Consider the following 24414-nt stretch of genomic DNA (forward strand, 5'->3'; position numbering starts at 1 on the left):
CGGCGCGACGTAGCCGGCCTCGCCGCGCCGGCGTTGCGGCGCCGGCAGCGCGTTGCGGTCGAGCTTGCCGTTGGCGGTCAGCGGCAGCGCGTCGAGCGACACGTAGTGGGCAGGAACCATGTAGTCGGGCAGCGTCTGCTGCAGCCGGCTGCGCAACTCGGCCGCGGCCGGGACTTGCCGGCCCGGCTGCGGCACCAGGTAGGCCACCAGCCGCTTGTCGCCGGGTTCGTCCTCGCGTGCCAGCACGGCCGCTTCGCTGATCTCGCCCTGCGCCAGCAGCGCCGCCTCGATCTCGCCCGGCTCGATGCGCAGGCCGCGGATCTTCACCTGGCGGTCGATCCGGCCCAGGTACTCGATCTCGCCATTCGGCACGTAGCGCGCAAGGTCGCCGGTCCGGTACATGCGCGCGCCAGGCTGGCCGAACGGGCACGGCAGGAAGCGCTCGGCCGTCAGGTCCGGCCGGTTCAGGTAGCCGCGCGCCAGGCCGTCGCCGGCGATGTACAGCTCGCCGGCCACCTCGACCGGCACCGGCTCGAAGCGGTCGTCGAGGATGTAGGCCTGGCCGTTGGCGATCGGCCGGCCGATCGGCACCGAAGTATCGAAGCCGACATCCGCCGGTAATGCATGGACGCAGGAAAAGGTGGTGCACTCGGTCGGGCCATAGCCGTTGCTGAGCATGCCGCCGGCGGCGAGGAACTTGCGCACGTGCGGCACCGACAGCGCCTCGCCCCCGCCAGCAGGTGGCCCACCGTGGCCAGCTGCGGCAGCTGGTGTTCGACCAGCTGGTTGAACAGCGCGGCGGTCAGCCACAGCGTGTCGATGCCGGTGATCAGTTCGCCGATCCGTTCGAGCGAACGCGAGCCCGGTGGCGGCAGGACCAGCGTCGCGCCGTTGAGCAGCGGCGCCCAGATTTCGAAGGTCGAGGCGTCGAAGGCCAGCGGCGCCAGGTGCAGCACGCGCTGGCCGGGACCGAGCGCGAAGTAGTCGCTGTTGCAGACCAGCCGGCTGACGTTGCGCTGGGTCACCTGCACGCCCTTGGGCTGGCCGGTCGAGCCCGAGGTGTACATGACGTAGGCCAGGTGATCGGCCCGGGTCGTGAGGGGCGGCGGATCGGTCGGGCAACAGGCCAGTTCTGCTTCCAGCCGATCGAGCGCCAGCACCGTGATGCCTTCGAGCAAAGCAGCCTGGCCGCTTCGACGCAGGATCAGCGCCGGTGCGGCGTCGTCGAGCAGATAGGCCAGCCGCTGGTCCGGCAGCTCGGGATCGAGCGGCAGGTAAGCGCCGCCGGCCTTGAGGATCGCCAGCAGCGCGACCGCCAGGTCGAGCGAGGGCGGCAGGCTCAGGCCGACCAGCACGTCGGGGCCGACGCCGCGGCGGCGCAGCGCATGCGCCAGCCGGTTGGCGCGCGCGTCGAGCCCGGCGTAGCTCAGCGTGCCGTCGGCGGCGACCACCGCCGGCAACTCGGGCGTACGCGCCGCCTGTGCCTCGAACAACGTCGCCAGCCTGGCCTCGCGCGGATAAGGCCGCGCCGTGGCGTTCCAGTCGGCCAGCAGCCGCCGGCGCTCGCCCGCCGCCAGCAGGTCGTGATCGCCCAGCGGCCGCCCGGCATCGGCCGACATCGCGGCGTACAGCGCCAGCCATTGCGCCGACAGCGCCGCCACCCGCGCGGCCGCGAGCGTGCCGGCGTCGTACAGCCAGCGGCCGCCGTTGCCGTCGGCGGCGAGCTGCAGGCAGAGCCGCCAGCGGCCCTCGCGCCGGCCGGCCGGTACAGCGGCCACCAGTTCGGCCGGATCGACGATCTCCACCCGCAGCGGCCAATCCTGCGCCGCGACGACTTGGCGCAGGGCCGGCTGGCGCTGCAGCAGGTCGCGCGCATGGCCGCCGTGCCGGCGCAGCAGCGCCAGCCGCTCGGCCACGGCCGCGCGGTTCGGCGCCAGGCCCTGCCGCAGGTCGATCCGCAGCCGCAGCGGCAGCAACGGTGCGAAGAACGCGCCGAGGCCGTCCTGCGCATCGCTCGAATCCGGCCCGGCATGGGCCAGGTCGACCTCGGCCGTGCGGCCGATGCGGGCGAGGCAGGCGGCATAGGCGGTCAGCAGCGCCGCCAGGTCGTGCGGCCGGCCGGCCGGCAGCGCGACCGGCAGCACGCGGCGGTCGGCTGCGGCGCCGGCCGCCGCATGCGGCAGGTCGAACGGCACGGCATGCTGCAGCTGCGAGGTCCAGAACGGCTCGTGCCGGCACAGCTCGGACTGGCGCCGACCGAGCCATTCGGCCCGCTCGCCGTCCAGGACGGCCAGCGTGCCGCCCTGCCCCACCGGCACTTCGGCCGCCGGCAGCGGCCGCCCTTCGAGGGTCGAGAAGCCGCCGAGCCGGACGTCGCGCGTCGCGGTCGCCACCACCAGGGCGTCGGCCGACTGCGACAGCACCGTGCCGGGCGGCCGGCCGCTGGCGCCATCGAGCACCTCCAGCGCGGCGACGCTGGCGAAGCCGCCGGCGTGGGCGATCTTGGCCGTGCCGAGCGGGTTCGGGTAGGCGCCGAACTGCAAGGCGCGCACCAAGGCCGACAGCCGCTCGGCCGGCTGGCGCCAGTCCAGGCAGCCGCCGGCCTCGGGCCGGCGGTCGGCGGCGAAGAAGCTGCGCCGGTCCGCGGCCTGCGCCTGCCGCCGCAAGGAACCGCGCTCCAGCGCCTCGACCAGCGCGGCGAAGCCGCCCAGCGCCGCGTCGTAGCACTTGGCGTTCAGGCTCAGCGCCGTCTCGCTCGCGGCGAGGTCGAACCAGACCTGCTGCAGCAGCTCGCCGGCATCGACCCGCTGCGTCATCGCGTGCCAGGTGACGGCATGGCGGCGCTCGCCGTGGATCAGCGCCCAGGAGGTGGCGTGGGTGCCGGCGTAGCGCGGCAGCGGCCCGTCGTGGTAGTTGGCGGCCAGCCGGCGCGGCGCAGCCAGCAGTTCGGGGCCGAGGATGGCCGGGTTGACGATGCTGAACAGGCAGTCGAACGGCTGGCCGGCCAGCAGCGGCAGTAGCGCCGCCGGCTCGGCCGCGCAGGCGATGCCGTGCCGCTGCGCCCACTGCCGCAGCCGCGGCTCGCGCGACACCAGCGCGGCGACGGCATGGCCGCGTTCCAGCAGCAGTTCGGCGCAGGCCTGCGGCAGCGTGGTCTCGCCGATCAGCACGCAGCGCAATGGCCGGTTCGGCGTCATGGCTGCGTCCCGGCGGATTCGGTCGCCGGCTCGATCGCAGGCGCGGACAGCGCGGCGGCGATCAGGCGCAGCGCGGCGACGCACTCGGCGGCGAAATCCGCCATGGTCCGCTCGCCGTACATGCAGCGGCAGTAACTCCAGCGCACGCCGAGCCGGCCCTGGTGCACCGCGGCGCTGCCGAACGGCCGGAAGCGCGCCCGCATCGGCCCCTCGTCCGGCCCGCGCGACTCGGCCGCCGGCGCCAGGCCCGCCGGGCGGCCGCCGTCGGCCTGGCGGACATGGGCCGGCACGAAGATGAATTCGAGCTGCGCCTCCGGCAGCGCCTCCATCTGCGCGCGCACCTGCGGATCGTCGTGCAGGTAGCGCAGCAGGCCGTAGTGCGGTTCGCGGCCGCGCTGCGCCTCCATCTGCCGGCGGACCGCCCCGAGCGCCTCGGCCACGTCCGCGCAGCCGGTCAGGTCGAGCGGCAGCCGGGTGTAGTGCATGCACCAGCCGACCGTGCGCGACAGGTCGATGCCCTCGTCGAAGTCCACCGTGCGGCCGTTGTTGCCGCTCAAGAGATGCAACGCGGGCGAGCCGGTCCAGCGGCCGTAGGCGAACACCAGCGCGCAGGTCGTCACCTCGGCCAGGCCCAGGCCCGGATGGCGGGCCAGCGCCGCTTCCAGCTCGCGCGTCTCCGCCGCCGTCAGCGCATCGCTCACCGTGCCGATCTCGGCCACGCCGCGGTCGGGTGCCAGTGCCTGCGGCCGCGTCTCCGGCGGCAGCGGCCGGAACCGTTCCCAGCGCCGGTCGCGCCACCAGGCCAGGTCGGCGACCACTTCGGGCTCCTGCGCGCGCGCCTGCCAGGCCTCGGCCAGCGCCTTCATCGAGGTGGTCTTGGGCGGCAGCGCCGGCACCTGGCCGGCCGCCAGCGCGAGGCAGGCCCGGCGCAGGTCCTCGACCAGGATCTCGCAGCCGAAGCGGTCGATCAACAGGTGGTGGACGACCAGCAGCAGGCGCGGCTTGCGGCCCGCGCCGAGGTTGAAATAAACGGCGCGGAAGGCGATCCGGCGGATATCGAGCGCGGCCTGCCGCACCGTGCAGATCGACTCGATGCAATCGCGCACCCCGGCGTCGGGTATGCCGGCCAGGTCGACCTCCTCCCACCACGGCGCCATCCGGCTCGGCAGCTGGAAGCGCTGGCGCCAGCGGCCGTCGGCCTGCTCCAGCACGCAGCGCAGGCCGTCGTGCTGTTCCAGCAGCTGGGCCAGCGCGCGCAGCACCAGCGGCGCGGCGAAGCCGCCGTCGAGTTCGAACAGGTCGGAAGCGTTCCAGTGGTTCAGGTCCAGCCGCTTGAGGAATTCATAGGCGTTGGGCAGCAGCGGCGCCGGGCCGGCGACCAGCTCGCGCGCGGCGAATTCGGCCGGCGCGGCGGGCTGGGCCAGGCAGCGGGCGATGACGTCGCGCCAGCCGGCCTCGATCGCCGCGGCCAGCGCCGCCATCTGCGCCCGGTCGTGGCGCAGGCCGTTGTAGTCGAGCGTCATCCGCAGGCAGCCGTCGCGCACGCCGCCGTTCAGGCCCAGCGCATGGCTGCGCGGGTGGCGCGGGCTGACCGGCTCGCCGGCGAATTCGGCCACCGGCCGCAGCGCCGGCTCGGCGCCGGCGCTGCCGTCGAACTGGCCGAGGTAGTTGAACACCAGCGCGGCCGGCTCGTCGGCGGCCAGCCGCGGCTCGGCCAGCCGGCGCAGGATGCCGAAGCCGATGCCCTGGGCCGGCACCGTGCGCAGCTGCTCCTTGACCGCCAGGATCGCCTCGGCCGTCCCGCCGTCGCCGATGTCGAGCCGGACCGGGTAGGCGCTGGTGAACCAGCCGACCGTCTCGCTCAGGTCGATCGCCTCGCCCAGCTCCTCGCGGCCGTGGCCTTCCAGCAGCACGCGGAAACGGCGGATGCCGGCCCAGCGGCGCAGCCCCAGCATCAGGCCGGCCAGCAGCAGGTCGTTGATGCGGGTGCCGTAGGCCGGCTGGCAGCGCGTCAGCAGCGCCTGGGTGTCGTCGGCCGACAGCGCCAGCGGCAGCGTGGCGGTGGCGGCCATGCTGTCGTCGGCGGCCTGCTGCCCGGCCGGCAGCGGGTCGACCGGCTGCGCCAGCGTCTCGAGCCAGTACGACCGTTCGCGCTGCAGCGCGCGGCTGGCGGCATGGCGGCGCAGGAAGCGGCCCCACTGCTGGCCCGACGCGCCCTTGTCCTCCAGCCGCAGCGCGCCGCCGCCCCGGCGGCGCTGCTGCAGGCACTGCTCCAGGTCCTTCAGCAGGATGCGCCAGGACACGCCGTCGACCGCCAGGTGATGGATGGCCAGCAACAGCCGGCCACGGCCGCCGTCGGCGTCGAACCAGACCGCGCGCAGCAGCGGCCCGTCGGCCAGCGACAGGCCGGCCTGCTCCGCCCGGCCGCGCGCGGCCAGCGCCGCCAGCCGCGCCTCCTCCGCCAGGCCGCGCAGGTCGTGGTAGCCGATCGCCTGCGCCGCCATGGCCGGCTCGAACGGCCGGTAATGGCCGCGCCACGAGCCGTCCGCCGCGGCGAAGCGCAGCCGCAGCGCGTCGTGCCGCGCCAGCAGCGCCGCCACCGCGTCGTGCAGCAGCGCCAGGTCGAAGTCGTCCGGCACCGTCAGCACGGCCGACTGGTTGAAATGATGCGGCTCGGGGCTGCCCTCGGCGAAGAAATCGAGCTGGATCGGCAGCAGCGGCAGCTCGCCCTCGACCGGCCCCTGCGGCGCCGCGGCCGGCCCGGCGGCGGCGACGTGCGGCAGCAGCGCGGCGATGGTCTGGTGGGCGAACAGCTGCTTGGCGCTGAACACGATGCCGGCCTGGCGCGCCCGCGCGACCACCCGGATCGACAGGATGGAGTCGCCGCCGATCGCGAAGAAATTGTCGTCGACGCCGACGCGCGGCAGGCCCAGCACCGCCTGCCAGATCTCGCACAGCGTGCGCCCGGCCTCGTCGGCCGGCGCCGCGTAGCCGTCGCGCAGCGGCTGGCCGAAGTCGGGCGGCGGCAGCGCCTTGCGGTCGATCTTGTCGGTCGCCGTCAGCGGCATGCGGTCGAGGAAGACGAAATGGGCCGGGATCATGTAGGCCGGCAGGCTGCGGGCCAGGTGCTCGCGGACCGCGGCCGGGCCGACCGGCGGCGCGGCCAGGGGGGCCAGCGCGGCCAGCAGGCGGTCGGCGTCGGCCAGGCCATCGTCGAAGGCGCCGGCGTCGAGCACCAGCAGCCGTTCGATCGGCGCCGGATCGAGCCGGCGCCAGGCGGCCAGCGCCTCGGCGGCGTCCGGCAGCGCGCCGGCGCCGGTCGCGGCCGGCAGCGGATGCTCGACCCAGATGCAGGGGTCGTAGTAGCAGGCCTTGTCCTGTTCCAGCAGCACCTGCACCGGCGCCAGCGTATCGGCCAGCGCCTGCGGGCCGGAGCGCTCGAAGCGCCGGCCGCTCCAGCCGGCCCATTGCGCCAGGCTGCCCTCGACGTACTGCGAGCGCTCGCTCCAGCCGACCACCCGGCCGCCGGCCTCGCAGTGCAGCCGCAGCCAGCCGTCGGCCAGCCGGCCATCGGCCCGGCGCAGTTCGGCGTAGTCGGCGATGGCCATCTCCTGCCGGGCGGTCTTGCCGATCGGGCGCAGCGCCACCAGCAGGCGGGCGAAGCCGCGGCTCCGCGCCAGCAGCCGGAAGGCGTCGACGATCAGGCCGGCCAGCTTGCGTTCCTTGTGGCGCGGATCGATCACGCCGGCCAGCACCACCAGGGTGTCGGGCGCCAGGCCGCGGCGCTGCTCGGCCACCGCCCGCGCCAGCGCGCCGTCCCAGCCGTCGGGCAGGCCGTCGCGGCTGCCGTCCCATTGCAGCGCCACCGCGTTGCCGACGCCGACGGTGGCGTCGAAGCTTTCCTGGATACGGATCTGCAGCTCGGGGAAGGCGCGGTACATCGCCTCCCAGTGCGTCCCGAGCAGCGGCGCGCCCTCGAAATAGGCCGGCCAGGCGTCGCGGTGCAGCGCGTCGAACTCGGCGCGGCCGTGCGGCTGGCTGGCCAGCGGGTGGACCCGGTAGGCGCGCCCGGCGCCGTCGCGCAGCGCCAGCTCGCGCGCGAGACTCACGACGCCGATCGCCGCGCCGCCGTCGCGCTCCAGCCGGCAGGCCGCCGCCAGCACGCCGTCGGCCGGCGCCAGCCGGCGCACCCGGTAGCGCTCGCCGCTCGCCGGAAGCGGCGGATGGTGGCCGACCGCGCGCACCAGGTAGGCCGCCAGCGCATCGGCCGCGCCGTGCCGCACCGGCACGACCACCGCCTCGCCGATGGCGGGATGCGCCAGCAGCGCCGCCTCGATCTCGCCGGCCTCGATGCGGAAGCCGCGCACCTTCAGCTGTTCGTCGACGCGGCCGAGGTATTCGAGATTGCCGTCGGCCAGGTAGCGCGCCGCGTCGCCGCTGCGGTACATGCGGCCGCCGGGCCGGGCGTCGAACGGATCGGGCAGGAAGCGTTCGGCGGTCAGCCCCGGCTGGTTCAGGTAGCCGCGCGCCAGCGCGTCGCCGGCCACGTACAGCTCGCCGGCCACGCCGACCGGCACCGGGTTCAAGTGCGCATCGAGCAGGTAGAAGCGCGTGTTGGCCTGCGGCCGGCCGATCACCGGCCGGGCCGGCGAATCGGCCAGCGCGGCCAGCGCCACGTCGACCGTGCATTCGGTCGGGCCGTAGGCGTTGAAGAACTGCTTGCCCTCGATCGCCTGCAGCGCCTGCCACAGCGGCGCGTCGACGGCCTCGCCGCCGAACAGCACGATGCGCGGCAGCGCGGCGGCCTGGCCGTGCTCCAGCAGGTAGCGCAGCTGGGCCGGGCTGGAATCGAAGGCGTCGAGCCGATGCTCGGCGAAGAAGGCGCCGAGCGCCTCGGGCGCCAGCCGCGCCGCCTCGGGCACGATGTAGAGCGCGTGGCCGTCGAGCAGCAGGATCAGCTCGGCCACCGAGGCATCGAACACGTAGGGCGCGTTGAGGCTGGCGCGCAGCCGGCCGCCGCCGAGCCGGCGATGGATGCCTTCGAGGTGGGCCCAGGCCAGGTTGACCACGTTGCGGTGGGTGACCTGCACGCCCTTGGGCCGGCCGGTCGAGCCGGAGGTGTAGATCACGTAGGCCAGCTGGTCCGGCAGCGTCCGCCCGACCGGGTCGAGATCGGACCAGGCCGCCAGCTCGTCCGCCTGCGCATCGAGGCAGAACGCCGCCTCGACCAGCCAGCGCTGGCGGGCCAGCACGCGCTGCTGGGTCAGCACCCGCACCGGCGCCGCGTCGGCCAGCAGGTCCTGCAGCCGCTCGGCCGGGTGGTCCGGGTCGAGCGGCAGGTAGGCCGCGCCGGACTTGAGCACGCCGAGGATGGCGACCACCGTCTCCAGCGAACGCTCCAGGCACAGCGCCACCAGCCGCTCGGGGCCGGCGCCGCGGCTGCGCAGCCAGTGCGCCAGCCGGTTGGCGCGCGCGTTCAGCTCGGCGTAGCTGAGCCGCTGGCCGTCGAACACCAGCGCGGTCGCCGCGCCGTCGCGCGCGACCTGCCGCTCGAACAGCCGGTGCCAGCTCTCTTCCTGCGGATAGGGCCGCGCAGTGTCGTTCCAGCCGTGCAGCAGCTGGTCGCGCTCGGCCTCGCCCAGCATGGCCAGCTCGGCGATGCGGCGCCCGGGCGCGGCGACGACGGCATCGAGCAGGCGGCGGAAATGGCCGGCCATGCGCGCGATGGTGGCCTCGTCGAACAGGTCGCTGTTGTACTCGAACAGCGCCAGCAGTCCGTCGGCGGTCTCGACCAGGCCCAGCGTCAGGTCGAACTTGGCCAGGTAGCGCTCGAAGCCGAACGGCTCGAGCACGAGGCCGGGCACGTCGAGGGGCCGCCCGCCGGAACGCCGGTCGGCGTGTTCTGCAGCACGATCATCGCCTGGAACAGCGGCGAATAGCTGGTATCGCGCAGCGGGTTCAGCGCCTCGATCAGCTTCTCCAGCGGCAGGTCCTGGTGCTCGTAGGCGGCCAGCGTGGTGTCGCGCACCTGCTCCAGCAGCGCGTCGAAGCGCGGGTTGCCGGCCAGCCGCGTGCGCAGCACCACGGTGTTGGCGAACAGGCCGATCAGCGGCTCGAGCTCGGCCCGGCCGCGGTTGGCGATCGGCGTGCCGAGGCAGATGTCGTCCTGGCCGGCATGACGCGACAGCAGCAGGCTGAAGGCGGCCGTCAGCGTCATGAACAAGGTCGCGCCATGGCGCCGGCCGAGCGCCTGCAGGCCGGCCACCGCGGCGGCCGGGATCGGCAGCGGCAGCTTGGCGCCGTTGAAGGTCTGCACTTGCGGCCGCGGCCGGTCGAGCGGCAGCGTCAGCTGGGCCGGGATGCCATCGAGCGCGCGCGTCCAGTGGTCGAGCTGGCGCTGCAGCGCCTCGCCCTGCAGCCATTCGCGCTGCCAGCGGGCGAAATCGGCGTACTGGATGGCCGGCTCGGCCAGCGGCGCAGGCAGGCCGTCGCGGCCGGCGCGGTACAGCGCCGCCAGCTCGCCGAGCAGCACGCCCATCGACCAGCCGTCCGACACCAGGTGGTGCAGCACCAGCAGCAGCACGTGGCTGTCGGCCGCCAGCCGGAACAGCCGGCCGCGCAGCGGCGGGCCGGCGGCCAGGTCGAACGGCGCGCGCGCCTCGTCCTGCAGCAGCCATTCGAGCTTGGCCTGGCGCTCGCCGGGCGGCAGCGCGCCGAGCTCGACCAGCGGCAGTGCCAGCTCCAGCCGCTCGGCCACCCGGGCCAGCGGCTCGCCGCCCGTCGCGACGAAGCGGGTGCGCAGCGCGTCGTGGCGGCGCACCACCTCGTTCAGCGCCCCGCGCAGCGCCGCCGGGTCGAGCGGGCCGCTCAGCCGCAGCGCCAGCGGCATGTGGTAGAGCGCGCTGCCCGATTCGAACTGCTCGAAGAACCACAGCCGCTGCTGGGCGAACGACAGCGGCGCGTCGCCGCCGCGCGGCCCGGCCGCGATGGCCGGCAGCGCCGGCATCGCCGGCCGCCGCTCGGCCAGGTAGGCGCCGACCGCCGCGACGGTCGGCGCGCCGAACAGCGTGCGCAGCGGCAATTCGACGCCGTAGCGCTGCCGCAGCTGCGAAACCAGCTGCGTCGCCAGCAGCGAATGGCCGCCGAGCGCGAAGAAATCGTCGTCGACGCCGACCCGTTCGAGCTTGAGCAGGCCGGCCCACAGCTCGGCCAGTTCCGCTTCCAGCGGGTTGCGCGGCGCAATCCACTGCGCGTCGTCCAGCCGCCGCTCGGGCGCCGGCAGCGCCTTGCGGTCGACCTTGCCGTTCGGCGTCAGCGGCAGCCGCGGCAGCGCGACGAAATGGGCCGGCACCATGTAGTCGGGCAGCGTGCGCTGCAGCGCCTGCCGCAGCGCGGCCGGCTCGGGCGCCGGCCGGCCGGGCCGGGCGACCAGGTAGGCGACCAGCGCGCGTTCGCCCGGCGCGTCCTCGCGCGCCAGCACCAGCGCCTCGGCCAGCTCGGGCACGGCCGCCAGCGCGGCCTCGATCTCGCCCGGCTCGATGCGGTAGCCGCGGATCTTGACCTGCTGGTCGAGGCGGCCGAGGTAGTCGAGTTCGCCGTCCGGCCGCCAGCGCGCCAGGTCGCCGGTGCGGTACATGCGCGCGCCGGACGGGCCGAACGGGCATGGCAGGAAGCGCTCGGCGGTCAGCTCGGGCCGGCCGAGGTAGCCGCGCGCCAGGCCCGCGCCGGCCAGGTAGAGCTCGCCGGCCACGCCGGGCGGCACCGGTTCCAGCGCCGCGTCCAGCACGTAGGCCTGGCCGTGGTCGATGGCCCGGCCGATGGCGACCGCGGCCGCGCCTTCGGCGACGCGGCTCCAGGTGGAATAGGTGGTGTCCTCGGTCGGGCCGTACAGGTTGTGGACGTGGGCGACGCCGGCCTCGCGGTAGAGCGCCTGCGCCAGCGCGTTCGGCAGCGCCTCGCCGGCCAGGTTGACGGTGGCGGCGGTCGGCGGGATCGCGCCGTGGCGCAGCAGCTCGGCGATGGCCGAGGGCACGGTGTTGATCAGCGTGACCGGGAAGTCGGCCGGCCGCGCCAGCAGGTCCAGCACGCTGTGCGCCAGCCAGACCGTGCCGCCGGAGGCCAGCGGGGCGAACAGCTCGAACACCGACAGATCGAAGCAGACCGAGGTGGCCATCAGCGTGCGCGCCAGCTGGGCCGGCGTGAACGCGGCGAGCGCCCAGTCGACGAACACCGCGGCGTTGCCGTGCGTGATGGCCACGCCCTTGGGCCGGCCGGTCGAGCCCGAGGTGTAGATCACGTAGGCGAGGTTGGCCGCCGCGACGGTGAGCGGCGGGTCGGTCTCGGGCAGGCCGGCCAGCATGCCGCCGGCGTCGTCGAGGCAGAAGGCCGGCACGGCGCCGTCGAACAGATCGCCCAGCGCACGCTCGGTCAGCAGCAGCTGCGGCCGCGCGTCGGCCAGCATGCCGGCCAGCCGCTCGCGCGGGTAGGCCGGATCGAGCGGCACGTAGGCGCCGCCGGCCTTGAGGATGGCGAGCAGGCCGACGATCAGCGCCGGCGAGCGCTCCAGGCACAGGCCGACCCGCCTGTCCGGCCCGACGCCCTGGCCGCGCAGCCAGTGCGCCAGCCGGTTGGCGCGCGCGTTCAGCTCGGCGTAGCTCAGCGTCTCGCCGCCGCAGACCAGCGCCGGCCGCTCAGGCGTGCGGCCGGCCTGGGCCTCGAACAGCGCATGCAGCGGCCGCGGCGCGGGCGGCGAGGCGGCCGGCGGGTTCCATTGCGCCAGCAGCCGGTGCGCTTGGTCGGGCCGCAGCAGCGGCAGGTCGGCGATCCGCCGCGCCGGGTCGGCCACGATGGCCTCGAGCAGGCAGCCGAAGCTGCCGGCCAGCCGCGCCACCGTGGCGGCGTCGAACAGCGCGCAGTCGTACTCGAACAGCATCTGCAGCGCCTCGCCGTCCTCGACCAGGTTCAGCGTCAGGTCGTACTTGGCCAGCTCGCGCTCGACCGGCAGCGGTTCCAGCGCCAGGCCGCCGAGCGCCAGTTGCTCGCGCGGGTTGTTCTGCAGCACCAGCATCACCTGGAACAGCGGCGAGTGGCTGGCCTGGCGCTCGGGCCGCAGCGCGTCGACCAGCCGCTCGAACGGCATGTCCTGGTGCTCGTAGGCCGCCAGCGTGGTGTCGCGCAGCTGCGCCAGCAGCGTCTCGAAGCGCGGGTTGCCGTCGAGCCGGGCGCGCAGCACCAGGGTATTGATGAAGACGCCGACCAGCGGCTCGATCTCGGCCCGGTTGCGGTTGGCGATCGGCGTGCCGATGCAGACGTCGTCCTGGCCGCTGTAGCGCGACAGTAGCACGCCGAAGGCGGCGGCCAGGGTCATGAACAGCGTGGCGCGATGGCGCTGGCCCAGCGCGAGCAGGCCGGCCACGGTGGCCGCCGGCAAGGCGAAGGCCAGCGTGCGGCCGGCATGGCTGCGCAGCGCCGGCCGCGGCCGGTCGGTCGGCAGCGCCAGCAGCGCCGGCGCGCCGGCCAGCTGCGCGGTCCAGTAGCCCAGCAGCGCGTCGAGCCGGGCGCCGGCGAAGTGCTCGCGCTGCCAGCAGGCGAAGTCGGCGTATTGCAGCGCGAGCGGCGCCAACGGCGCGGGCGCGCCGCTGCGTTGCGCCTGGTACAGCGGAGCCAGCTCGCGCAGCAGGATGCCGGTGGCCCAGCCGTCGGTGACGATGTGATGCAGCACCAGCGCCAGCACGTGGTGGCCCTCGTCCAGTCGCAGCAGGGTGGCGCGCAGCAGCGGGCCGGCCGCCAGGTCGAACGGCTGCCGGCTGCGCTCGCCGATCAGCCGCGCGCACTCGGCCTCGCGTTCGGCCGGCGCCAGCGCGGCCAGGTCGAGCGTTTCGAGCGGCAGCGCCAGTTCGGCCGCGACGATCTGCACCGGTTCGCCGCCGGCCATGGCGAAGGTGGTGCGCAGCGCCTCGTGGCGCTGCACCAGGCCGTTCAGCGCCGCGGCCAGCGCGGCGGCGTCCAGCTCGCCCGACAGGCGCACGGCGAACGGGATGTTGTAAAGCGCGCTGCGCTCGAACTGGTCGAGGAACCACAGCCGCTGCTGGCTGAACGACAGCGGGAAGGTCTGCCCGCCCTCGCGCCGGCGGGCCGCCACGGTCACCGGCGGCAACGCCGCCACGCCGGTGCCGCCGGCCGCGTCGAGCCGCTCGGCCAGCGCGGCCAGCGTGGTGGCCTCGAACAGCGTGCGCAGCGCGAGGTCGGCGCCGAAGGCCGCGCGCAGCTTGGAGGCCACCTGGGTGGCCAGCAGGGAATGGCCGCCGAGCGCGAAGAAATCGTCGTCGGCGCCGACCCGTTCGAGCTTGAGCACCTCGGCCCAGACGGCGGCCAGCTTTTGTTCGGTCGGCGTGCGCGGCGCCAGGTAGGCCCGCGCCGCGCGGCGCAGGTCGGGCGCCGGCAGCGCCTTGCGGTCGACCTTGCCGTTGGCGGTCAGCGGCAGCCGGTCGAGCAGCACCAGGTGGCGCGGCACCATGTAGTCGGGCAGGCGCTGCGCCAGCCGGGCCTGCAGCTCGGTCGCCGCCACCCCGCCGATCCGCGGCACCACGTAGGCGACCAGCTGCTTGTGGCCGGCCTCGTCGTCGCGCCCGACCACCACCGCGGCGGCGACCTCGAACAGCTCGGCCAGCGCCGCCTCGATCTCGCCCGGCTCGATGCGCATGCCGCGGATCTTCAGCTGGAAATCCTTGCGTCCCAGCACGCGGAACAGCCCGTCCGGCGTCAGGCAGCCGAGGTCGCCGGTGCGGTAGAGCACGTCGTCGCCGCCGGTGATCGGGTTGGGCACGAAGGCGGCGCGGCCGGCGGCCTCGTCGCCGTAGTAGCCCAGGCTGCGGTAGGGCGTGCGGATGCAGATCTCGCCGGCCTGGCCGGCGAAGCACGGCGCCAGGTCGTCGTCGAGCAGGACGGCCTGGGCGCCTGGGATCGGCCGGCCGACCGGGACATAGCCGTCGGCGACCGGCACGGCCGGCAGGCGGTGGAAGAACTTGGCCAGCGTGGTCTCGGTCGGGCCGTACAGGTTGACCAGCCGGGCGCGCTCGCCGAACACGCCGATCCAGCGGTTGGCATCGGCCGGCAGCAGCGGCTCGCCGGCCAGCAGCACGTGGCGCAGCTGCGGCAGCCGTTCGGCGCTCAAACCCAGGTCGAGCAGGGTGCGGAACAGCGTGGGCACGCAATGCACCAGCTCGACCGCCTCGCGTTCGAGCCAGGCGGCCAGCGCGGCGGCGTCGAGCACGGTATCGCGCGGCGGGATGCAGAGCGTGCCGCCGGCGCACAGCGCGGCGAAGACGTCGCGCAGGTAGACGTCGAAGGTCGGGATGGTCAGCTGGCTGACGCGGCTGGCCGGGCCGAGGCCGAATTCGGCGATCTCCCACTGGATGAAGTGGGCCAGCCCGCGCGTGCGGCCGAGCACCGCCTTGGGCCGGCCGGTCGAGCCGGAAGTGAAGTAGAGGTAGCACGGCGCGTCGGGCTCGACACGGACGGCCGGGCGCGCGGCCGATTGCAGATGGGCGAACAGGATGTCCTCCACCTGGGCCGCGGGGCCGGCGGCCGCCGCGGCATCGGCTGTCGCGGCATCGGCCGCCGAATCGTCCAGCAGCAGCAAGGCCGGCCGCGCCGCGTCGGCCGGATGGAGCGCATCGATGCGCGCCAGTTGGCCCTCCTGCGTCACCAGCCAGGCCGGCCGCGCCGTGTCGAGCATGTCGCGCAGCCGCTGCTGCGGATAGTCCGGGCTCAGCGAGACGAAGATCGCGCCGGCCTTGAGCGCGCCGAGCAGCGCGACCACGTGCAGCGCCGGGTCGTCGAGCAGCAGGCCGACCACCCGGCCGGCGACCGCGCCGCGCGCCAGCAGGCCGTTGGCGACCCGGTTGGCGCGGGCGTCGAGCTCGCCGTAGCTCAGCGGGCCGCCGTCGCTGCTCAGCGCGGCCTGCCGCGGCGCCGCGGCGACCGCGCGGTCGAACAGTTCGAGCACGTTGCCGGCGAGGCCGGGCAGCAGCAGGCCGTCGTCGCCGCCGCGCGCCAAGCCGGGCTGCAGCCGGGCCACGCGTCGATCGCAGCGGCGCGCTCGGCCGCGTCCTGCAGCGGCAGCCGGTCGATGCGGCCATGCGGATCGGCGGCGATCGCCTCCAGCAGGCAGCCGAAATGGCGGCCCAGCCGCGCGATGGTGGCGGCGTCGAACAGCTCGGTGCGGTATTCGGCCGAGCAGTGCAGGCCGCCGTCCTGCTCGAAGATCGCCAGCCGCAGGTCGTGCTTGGCGGTCGCCGTGCCCAGCTCGGCACGCCGGAGCGTCAGGCCCGGCAGCGCCAGCTCGCCCATCGGTGCGTTCTGCAGCGCCAGCATCACCTGGAACAGCGGCGCGTGGCCGCTGCTGCGCTCGGGCCGCAGCAGCTCGACCACCTGGTCGAACGGCAGGTCCTGGTGGTCGTAGGCGGCCAGCGTGGTCGCGCGCATCTGCTGCAGCAGTTCGACGAAAGTCGGCTCGCCGGCGAGATCGGTGCGCAGCACCAGGGTGTTGACGAAGAAACCGATCAGCGGCTCGATCTCGGCCCGGTTGCGGTTGGCGATCGGCGTGCCGAGGCAGATGTCCTTCTGGCCGCTGTGGCGGCCGAGCACGATGCCGAAGGCCGCCGCCAGCACCATGAACAGCGAGGCCTGCTGCTCGCGGGCCAACGCGTACAGCGCGGCGGCCGTCCGCGCCGGGACGGCGAAGTCCAGCGTGGCGCCGGCATGGCCCTGCACGCGCGGCCGCGGCCGGTCGGTCGGCAAGGCCAGCAGCGCCGGCGCGCCGGCCAGCTGCTGCTTCCAGTAGCCGGCCTGCCGCTCCAGCTCGGCGCCGGCCAGCCACTGCCGCTGCCAGTGGGCGAAATCGGCGTACTGCACGGCCAGCTCGGGCAGCGCCGCGGGCCGTCGCTCGACGTGGGCGGCGTACAGCGCCGCCAGCTCGTCGACGAAGACGCCGAGCGACCAGCCGTCGCCGACGATGTGGTGCAGCGTGCACAGGAAGAAATGGTCGTCCGCCGCCAGCCGCAGCAGCCTGCAGCGGATCAGCGGGCCGCGGCCCAGGTCGAACGGCGTGCGCACCTCCTCGTCGCCGAGCCGCAGCGCCTCGGCTTCGCGCCCGGCCGCCGGCAGGCCGGCCAGGTCGACCAGCGGCAGCGCCAGCTCGAGCCGCGCGGCGATCTCCTGGCGCGGCTGGTCGCCGTCCAGCACGAAGCGGGTGCGCAGCGCCTCGTGGCGCCGGACGATGCCGTTCAGGCCGGCTTCGAGCGCCGCGACATCCAGCCGGCCTTTCAGGCGCACCGCGATCGGGATGTTGTAGAACGGGCTGCCCGGCTCGAGCTGGTCGAGGAACCACAGCCGCTGCTGGGCGTAGGACAGCGCCAGCGGCCCGTCGCGGCCGACCGGCACCAGCGGCGCGCGCGTCTCGTCCAGGCCGAAGGTGCTGGTCAGGAAGGCGACGATGGCGTCCTTGTGCGCGCGGATGCGCGCCTGCGCCTCGGCCGGCAGCGCGCCGCGGGCGCTCTGGCTGCGCAGCTTGCCGTCGCGCACCGAGAAGCTGACCCCGAGCTTGCGCATCTCCAGCAGGAATTCCTTGACGTCCATGGTCCCCATCCCCCGTTTGGCAGGGCCGCGCTCGCCGCCGGGGCGCGTCCCCGGCCGGCGGCGCGGCGCTCAGTATTCGATTTCTTCCAGCTCGGCCGAGTAGTGCGCCGGCGCCGCGGCGCCGAGGTAGCCCATGCGGATGCAGATGCGCCGTTCCGCGTCGTCGAAGGCCGTGCGGCCGTGCATGGCGCGCCAGTTGTCGACGATCAGCACGTCGCCGGCGGCCAGCTCCAGCGTCACCGTCTGGCGCAGCGCCAGTTCGAGCAGGTCGGCGCGCAGGGCCGGGTCCAGCGTGGTGCCGTCGTCGAAGGCGGTTTGCGGGAACACGGCGATGCTGTTGGAGAAGGCGTAGCGGCCGTCGAGCAGGCTGTGCACCTGGGCCGGCACGCTGTAGTCGAAGTCGACCCGATCGCCGCTGCGCAGGCAGGCCGCACCCGGGATCGCCATCAGCGCGGCGAAGATCGCGTCATGGTCGGCGGTGCCGAACAGCGGGGCGAAGAAGTCCAGCGCGATCGCGCGGTAGCGATAGTGCAGGCGCTTGTCGAGGAACATGGCCCGCGCCGTTTCCGGCAGCGCGTCCCACAGCCGGACGCCGTCCCACAGCAGCGAGGCGCCGCCGGTGCGGGCCGGCCGCGCGCAGTAGAAGAACAGCAGGTCCGGCCGGAACGGCATGTAGGAGAACTCGGAATGCGGCCCGACGAAGTTGTGGCCCGGCGTCACCGAGCGGGTCTTGCCGCCGTCGCCGAGCGCCTCGCGGCTGTCGTTGCCGTTGTGGACGAAGCGCTCGGCCACGCTGCGGCTGAAGCGTTCGAAGCCGTCCTGCCCGCCGGAGAATCCGCGCAGCAGCAGCGCGCCGCTGCGCTGCACCACGGCGCGGGCGGCGGCGCCGTCGAGTTCGTCCAGCGCCTGGCCCGGTCGGGCGTCGATCATCGCGGCGAAGCCGTCGGCGAGTTCGGCCGCGGGAAGGGCTCGAAGACCGGCCTGCTGGCCGGCCGTCGCGATTGGGGCGTCCATCAGTACTCGACCTCCTCGATGTCCTCTGCCGGCCCGTCGGCGCCGGGCTCGGCGCACGGTTCGAGCAGGCTTTTCATCTCGTCGTAGCGCTGGGCCAGGCCGGCCACGGTGGCGCGCTCGAACAGCGCCTCCAGCGGCAGCTCGACGCCGAGCTCGCGCCGGCTGCGCGACATGATCCGGGTGGCCAGCAGCGAGTGGCCGCCGAGCGCGAAGAAGTCATCGTGCACGCCGACGCGTTCGAGCTTCAGCACCTCGGCCCACAAGCGCGCCAGCACCGCTTCGGTCTCGTTGCGCGGCGCGACGTAGCCGGCCTCGCCGCGCCGGCGTTGCGGCGCCGGCAGCGCGTTGCGGTCGAGCTTGCCGTTGGCGGTCAGCGGCAGCGCGTCGAGCGACACGTAGTGGGCCGGCACCATGTAGTCGGGCAGCGTCTGCTGCAATCGGCTGCGCAGTTCCGGCGCGGCCGGGACTTGCCGGCCCGGCTGCGGCACCAGGTAGGCCACCAGCCGCTTGTCGCCGGGTTCGTCCTCGCGCGCCAATACCGCCGCTTCGCTGATCTCGCCCTGCGCCAGCAACGCCGCCTCGATCTCGCCCGGCTCGATGCGCAGGCCGCGGATCTTCACCTGGCGGTCGATCCGGCCCAGGTACTCGATCTCGCCATTCGGCAGGTAGCGCACCAGGTCGCCGGTCCGGTACATGCGCGCGCCAGGCTGGCCGAACGGGCACGGCAGGAAGCGCTCGGCCGTCAGGTCCGGCCGGTTCAGGTAGCCGCGCGCCAGGCCGTCGCCGGCGATGTACAGCTCGCCGGCCACCTCGACCGGCGCCGGCTCGAAGCGGTCGTCGAGGATATAGGCCTGGCCGTTGGCGATCGGCCGGCCGATCGGCACCGAAGTGCCGGGCGCCGTTGCGTCGGGCGCCGCTGCGTCGGGCGCCGCTGCGCCGAATCCGGCACCCAGCGGCAGCGGATGGACGCAGGAAAAGGTGGTGCACTCGGTCGGGCCATAGCCGTTGCTGAGCTTGCCGCCGGCCGCCAGGAACTTGCGCACGTGCGGCACCGACAGCGCCTCGCCGCCCGCCAGCAGGTGGCCCACCGTGACCAGCTGCGGCAGCCGGTGTTCGACCAGCTGGTTGAACAGCGCGGCGGTCAGCCACAGCGTGTCGATGCCGGTGATCAGTTCGCCGATCCGTTCGAGCGAACGCGAGCCCGGCGGCGGCAGGACCAGCGTCGCGCCGTTGAGCAGCGGCGCCCAGATTTCGAAGGTCGAGGCGTCGAAGGCCAGCGGCGCCAGGTGCAGCACGCGCTGGCCGGGACCGAGCGCGAAGTAGTCGCTGTTGCAGACCAGCCGGCTGACGTTGCGCTGGGTCACCTGCACGCCCTTGGGCTGGCCGGTCGAGCCCGAGGTGTACATGACGTAGGCCAGGTGATCGGCCCGGGTCGTGAGGGGCGGCGGATCGGTCGGGCAACAGGCCAGTTCTGCTTCCAGCCGATCGAGCGCCAGCACCGTGATGCCTTCGAGCAAAGCAGCCTGGCCGCTTCGACGCAGGATCAGCGCCGGTGCGGCGTCGTCGAGCAGATAGGCCAGCCGCTGCTCCGGCAGCTCGGGATCGAGCGGCAGGTAAGCGCCGCCGGCCTTGAGGATCGCCAGCAGCGCGACCGCCAGGTCGAGCGAGGGCGGCAGGCTCAGGCCGACCAGCACGTCGGGGCCGACGCCGCGGCGGCGCAGCGCATGCGCCAGCCGGTTGGCGCGCGCGTCGAGCTGGCGATAGCTGAGCTGGCCATCGGCGGCGACCACCGCCAGCAAGCCGGGTGTGCGCGCCACCTGGGCCTCGAACAGCTCGGCCAAGGTGGCCTCGCGCGGATACGGCCGCGCGGTGGCGTTCCAGCCGGCCAGCAACTGGGCACGTTCGCCGGCCGGCAGGATGTCCAGCGCGCGGACCGGCCTCTCCGGTGTCTGCTCCAGGCCCTGCGCCAAGGCGGCCAACGCCGCCTGCATGGAGTCGTACAGCCGCTGCGCCGCGATGCCGGCGCCGGCCTGGACGGCCAGCACCATGGCGTCCGGCAGCTCGTCGACCGAGACCACGAAGGGCAGATCGGTGCGCTCCTCGGCATGGATCAGCGCGCCGCCGTCCATCAGGTCGGCGCCGAACTCCCCCTCGCCGCGGCGGCAGTTGAGCAGCGAGGCGAACAGCGGCTGCGGCGCGGCCACGCCGCTGCAGCGCTGCGCCAGCGACAGCGGCGCGTGCTCGTGCCGCAGCAGCTGCGCCAGCAGCGCATGGGTCCGCCGCAGGCCGTCGCGCAGGCCGACGCCGTCGACGCGCAGGCAGATCGGCAGCGTATTGATGCACGGCCCCATCACCTGCGCCGCGCCCTGCCCGCCCTGCAGCCGGCCGAACAGCACGGTGCCGAACACCACCTCCCCGCGCCCGGTCAGCCGCGCCAGCACCAGCGCCCAGGCCAGGTGCAGCAGGCTGGCCGTGCCGACCCGGCAGGTGCGGGCCTGCCGGCGCAGGCGCTCGACCAGCTCGGCCGGCAGCGGCCGCCGCACTTGGTCGAGCGCGCCGCCGGCCGGCAGCGCGGCCACGCCGAACGGCGCGGTGGTGGCGTCGACCCGGCCGAGCATGGCGTTGAAGAAGGCCTCGTGCTCGGCCGCATCGACGCCCTGCCGCGCCTGGGCGATGAAGTGGCGGAACGGCAGCGCGGCCGGCAGCAGCCGGGCTTCGCCGGCCAGGATGCGGCGCAGCTCGGCGAACATCCGCTGCAGGCTCAGGTTGTCGTCGATCAGGTGATGCTGCAGCAGGTGCAGCAGCCAGCGGCCGCCGGCCGCATCGCGGGCGGCGAAGCCGCGGATCATCGGCGCCTGGCCGATGTCGAGCCGGTAACGGGCCGGGTCGTAGCGCGCGCGCAGCTCCGCGGCGACGTCGCCGTCGGCTTCGACCTCTTCGATGCGCAGCGCGGCGCGGCGCAGCACCACCTGGACCGGCTGGTCGAGCGACTGCCAGACCACCACGGTGCGCAGGATGTCGTGCCGGTCGATCACTGCCTGCAGCGCGGCGGCGAAGCGGTCGAGCCGCTCGCGGTCGGCGAAGGCGAACTGCAGCGTGGTCAGGTAGGCATCGCCCTCGCGTTCGCGCAGGTGGTGGAACAGCAGGCCTTCCTGCAAGGGCGCCAGCGGGTAGATGTCCTGCACGTTGGCCGCACCGCCGGGCACCGCCGCGACGATCGCGGCGATGGCCTCGGCCGTCAGCGCCACCAGCGGCAGCATGTCGGGCGTGATCGCCTGCGCATCGGCCGGGATGCGGTTGGGCGGCACCGCCGCGGCGGCGAACCCGGCGCCGAGCGCGGCGGCCAGGCCTTCGATGGTCGGATGGGCGAACAGCGTGCGCACCTCGGCCGCCAGGCCGGCGCGGCGCAGGCGCTCGACCACCGCCACGGCCAGCAGCGAATGGCCGCCGAGCGCGAAGAAGTCGTCGCGCACGCCGACCCGTTCGAGCCCGAGCAGCTCGCGCCAGATCTGCGCCAGCATCGCCTCGGTCGCGTCGCGCGGCGCCAGGTCGTCCTGCCCGCCCTGCCGCCCGGGTGCCGGCAGCGCCTTGCGGTCGACCTTGCCGTTCGGCGTCAGCGGCAGCCGTTCGAGCACGATGAAATGGGCCGGCACCATGTAGTCGGGCAGGCGCTGCGCCAGCAGGCGGCGCAGTTCGGCGGCCGGCGGCACGGCATCGGCGGCGTCCGCCGGCACCAGGTAGGCGACCAGGCCGGCGTCACCGCCTCCCACATCACCGCCCCCCACGTTACCGTGGGTCATCACCAGCGCCTCGCGCACCGCCGGCAGCGCCGCCAGCGCCGCCTCGATCTCGCCCGGCTCGATGCGGAAGCCGCGCAGCTTGAGCTGGTGGTCGAGCCGGCCCAGGTATTCGATGCTGCCGTCGGCCAGGTAGCGCGCCAGGTCGCCCGAGCGGTACATGCGCGCGCCCGGCTCGGCGCCGAACGGGTCGGGGATGAAGGCGGCGGCGGTCAGGTCCGGCCGGCCCAGGTAGCCGCGCGCCAGGCCGACGCCGGCGATGTGCAGCTCGCCGGCCACGCCGGCCGGCACCGGGTTCAAGTGGGCATCGAGGATATGGATCCGGATGTTGGCGATCGGCCGGCCGATCGGCACGCAGGCGAGGCCGGCGTCGGCGCGGCAGGTCCAGGCCGTCACGTCGACCGAGGCCTCGGTCGGGCCGTACAGGTTGTGCAGCGCGACGCCGGGCAGCGCGGCGAAGAAGCGCCGCTGCAGTTCCGGCGGCAACGCCTGGCCGCTGCACACCACCCGCCGCAGCGAGCGGCAGGCCTCCGGCTCGACGCTGGCGAGGAAAACCTCGAGCATCGGCGGCACGAAGTGCACGGTGGTGATGGCCTGCTCGGCCATCAGCCCGGCCAGGTAGGCCGGCTCCTGCTGGCCGCCGGGCCGCGCCAGCACCAGCCGCGCGCCGTAGGCCAGCGGCCAGAAGAATTCCCACACCGAGACGTCGAAGCCGTAGGGCGTCTTCTGCAGCACCCGGTCGTCGGCGTCGAGCCGGTAGGCGGCCTGCATCCATTGCAGCCGGTTGAGGATGCCGGCGTGGTCGACGCCGACGCCCTTGGGCCGGCCGGTCGAGCCCGAGGTGTAGATCACGTAGGCCAGGTTGCCCGGCCGCAGGGCCGGCGCCGGGTCGTGGTCGGGCTGGGCGGCCAGCGCGGCCGCCGCGTCGTCGTCATCGAGGCAGAACACCGCCGGCGCGGCCGGACAGCCGGCCTGCAGATGGCGCTGGGTGAGCAGCACGACGGCGGCCGCGTCGGCCAGCATGCCGGCGCGCCGTTCGGCCGGCTGGTCCGGGTCCAGCGGCACGTAGGCGCCGCCGGCCTTGAGCACCGCCAGCAGGGCCACCACCATCTCGACCGAGCGCTCGAGGCACAGGGCCACCCGCGCATCCGGCCCCGCGCCCCGCGCCGCCAGCCAGTGGGCCAACCGGTTGGCGCGCGCGTTGAGTTCACCGTAGCTCAGGCGCCGGTGTTCGAATACCAGCGCGACGCGGTCGGGATGCTGCCGCGCCTGCCGCTCGAACAGGCGGTGGATCGCGCCGTCGGCCGGATAGACCGTCGCGGTGTCGTTCCAGCCGTCCACGATGAGCGCCCGCTCGGCCGGGTCCAGCAGCGGCAACGCCGACAGCCGCGTCTGCGGCGCCGCCGCCACGGCGTGCAGCAGCCGCACCAGCCGGCCGGCGATGCGCTCGACGCCGGCGCGATCGAACAATTCGGTCGCGTATTCGACGATGCAGTCGAGCTGGCCGCTGCGGCGCCGCTCGAACAGATTGAAGGTGAGGTCGAACTTGGCGATCGGCAGCAGCAGCGGCAGCGGCTCGGCCTGCAGCCCCGGCAGCGAGAAGCCGGCCTCGACGTTGTTCTGCAGCACCAGCATCACCTGGAACAGCGGGTGGTGGGCCAGCGAGCGGGCCGGGCTCAGCTGTTCGACCAGGCGGTCGAACGGCAGGTCCTGGTGGCGGTAGGCGGCCAGGTTGCCGGCGCGCACGCGCGCCAGCAGCTGCGCGAAGGTCGGGTCGCCGCCGGTGTCGGTGCGCAGCACGAGGGTGTTGGCGAAATAGCCGACCAGCGCGTGCAGGCTGTCGTCGGTGCGGCCGGCGATCGGGCTGCCCAGCGCGATGTCGTCGCCGCCGCCGAGCCGGGCCAGCAACGTCGCCAGCGCGGCCTGCAGCAGCATGAACAGCGTGACGCGGTGGGCCCGCGCCAGCGCCTGCAGGCCCTGGTAGAGCGCGGGATCGAGCGGGAATCGCAGGCTGTCGCCCTGGTGGCCGGCCACCGCCGGCCGCGGCCGGTCGAGCGGCAGCGCGGTCAGCTCGGGCAGGCCGGCCAGCGCCTGGCGCCAGTAGCCGAGCTGCTCGGCCATCCGGCTGGCCGGGTCGGCCGGATCGCCCAAGAGCTCGCGCTGCCACAGCGTGTAGTCGGCGTACTGCACCGGCAGCGGCGCCCAGGCGGGCGCCCGGCCGTCGCGGCGGGCGCCGTAGGCCGCGCCGAGATCGTCGGCCAGCGGCACGATCGACCAGCCGTCGCCGGCGATGTGGTGCAGCACCAGCAGCAGCACGTGGCGGTCGGCCGCCAGCCGGTACAGCGTGGCGCGCAGCGGCAGCGCGTGTTCGAGGTCGAATGGCCGCACCGCATCCTGCAGCAGCGCGTCGTCGAGCCCGGCGGCGGCGATGTCGCGCCGTTCGAGCGCGATCGCGGCGGCGTCCGGCGGCAGGATGTGCTGGTACGGCTGGCCGTCGCGGTCGCGGAACAGCGTGCGCAGGCTCTCGTGCCGCGCGACCACGTCGGCCAGCGCGGCGGCCAGCGCCGCCGGGTCGAGTTCGCCGTCGAGCCGCAGCGCCAGCGGGATGTTGTAGGTGGCGCTCGGGCCGTCCAGCCGGTCGAGGAACCAGAGCCGCCGCTGGGCGTAGGACAGCGGCACGGCCTCGTCCGCACCGCCGTCGTCGTATAGGTGTTGCACCGGCTTCCCCTCTCCTGCTGTGTTCTTGGCGGCCGCTGCCCGCGTGGCGC

The 24414-nt window shown here is 74.6% G+C and carries 5 protein-coding genes and 1 pseudogene; all 6 read right to left on the reverse strand.

Features of this window, described 5'->3' with window-relative positions; translation table 11 throughout:
- Window positions 1-80: 80 nt before the first annotated feature.
- Window positions 81-3197: pseudogene (locus H9L41_RS22960) on the reverse strand (AMP-binding protein); the annotation flags it as partial.
- Complete coding sequence (locus tag H9L41_RS22965; protein WP_187523609.1) at window positions 3194-9061, reverse strand: non-ribosomal peptide synthetase; 5868 nt, start codon at window positions 9059-9061, stop codon at window positions 3194-3196. The pseudogene H9L41_RS22960 and the gene H9L41_RS22965, both read right to left, overlap by 4 nt.
- Window positions 9001-15267, reverse strand: coding sequence for a non-ribosomal peptide synthetase (locus H9L41_RS25345; protein WP_265584077.1), 6267 nt, complete (start codon window positions 15265-15267; stop codon window positions 9001-9003). Before H9L41_RS25345 ends, H9L41_RS22965 begins: the two co-directional genes overlap by 61 nt.
- Window positions 15150-16835 carry a condensation domain-containing protein gene (locus H9L41_RS22985; protein WP_187523610.1) on the reverse strand — a complete coding sequence of 562 codons (1686 nt, stop codon included), beginning with the start codon at window positions 16833-16835 and terminating at the stop codon, window positions 15150-15152. Before H9L41_RS22985 ends, H9L41_RS25345 begins: the two co-directional genes overlap by 118 nt.
- A 69-nt stretch (window positions 16836-16904) precedes the next feature.
- On the reverse strand, window positions 16905-17849 hold the full coding sequence (locus H9L41_RS22990; RefSeq protein WP_028447473.1) for a TauD/TfdA family dioxygenase: 945 nt from the start codon (window positions 17847-17849) through the stop codon (window positions 16905-16907).
- Complete coding sequence (locus H9L41_RS22995) at window positions 17849-24364, reverse strand: non-ribosomal peptide synthetase (RefSeq protein WP_187523611.1); 6516 nt, start codon at window positions 24362-24364, stop codon at window positions 17849-17851. The genes H9L41_RS22990 and H9L41_RS22995 overlap by 1 nt, the downstream gene beginning before the upstream one ends.
- Window positions 24365-24414 lie beyond the last annotated feature (50 nt).

The organism is Chitinimonas koreensis (genome assembly GCF_014353015.1).
In the GTDB taxonomy this organism is placed as follows: Bacteria; Pseudomonadota; Gammaproteobacteria; order Burkholderiales; family Chitinimonadaceae; genus Chitinimonas; species Chitinimonas koreensis.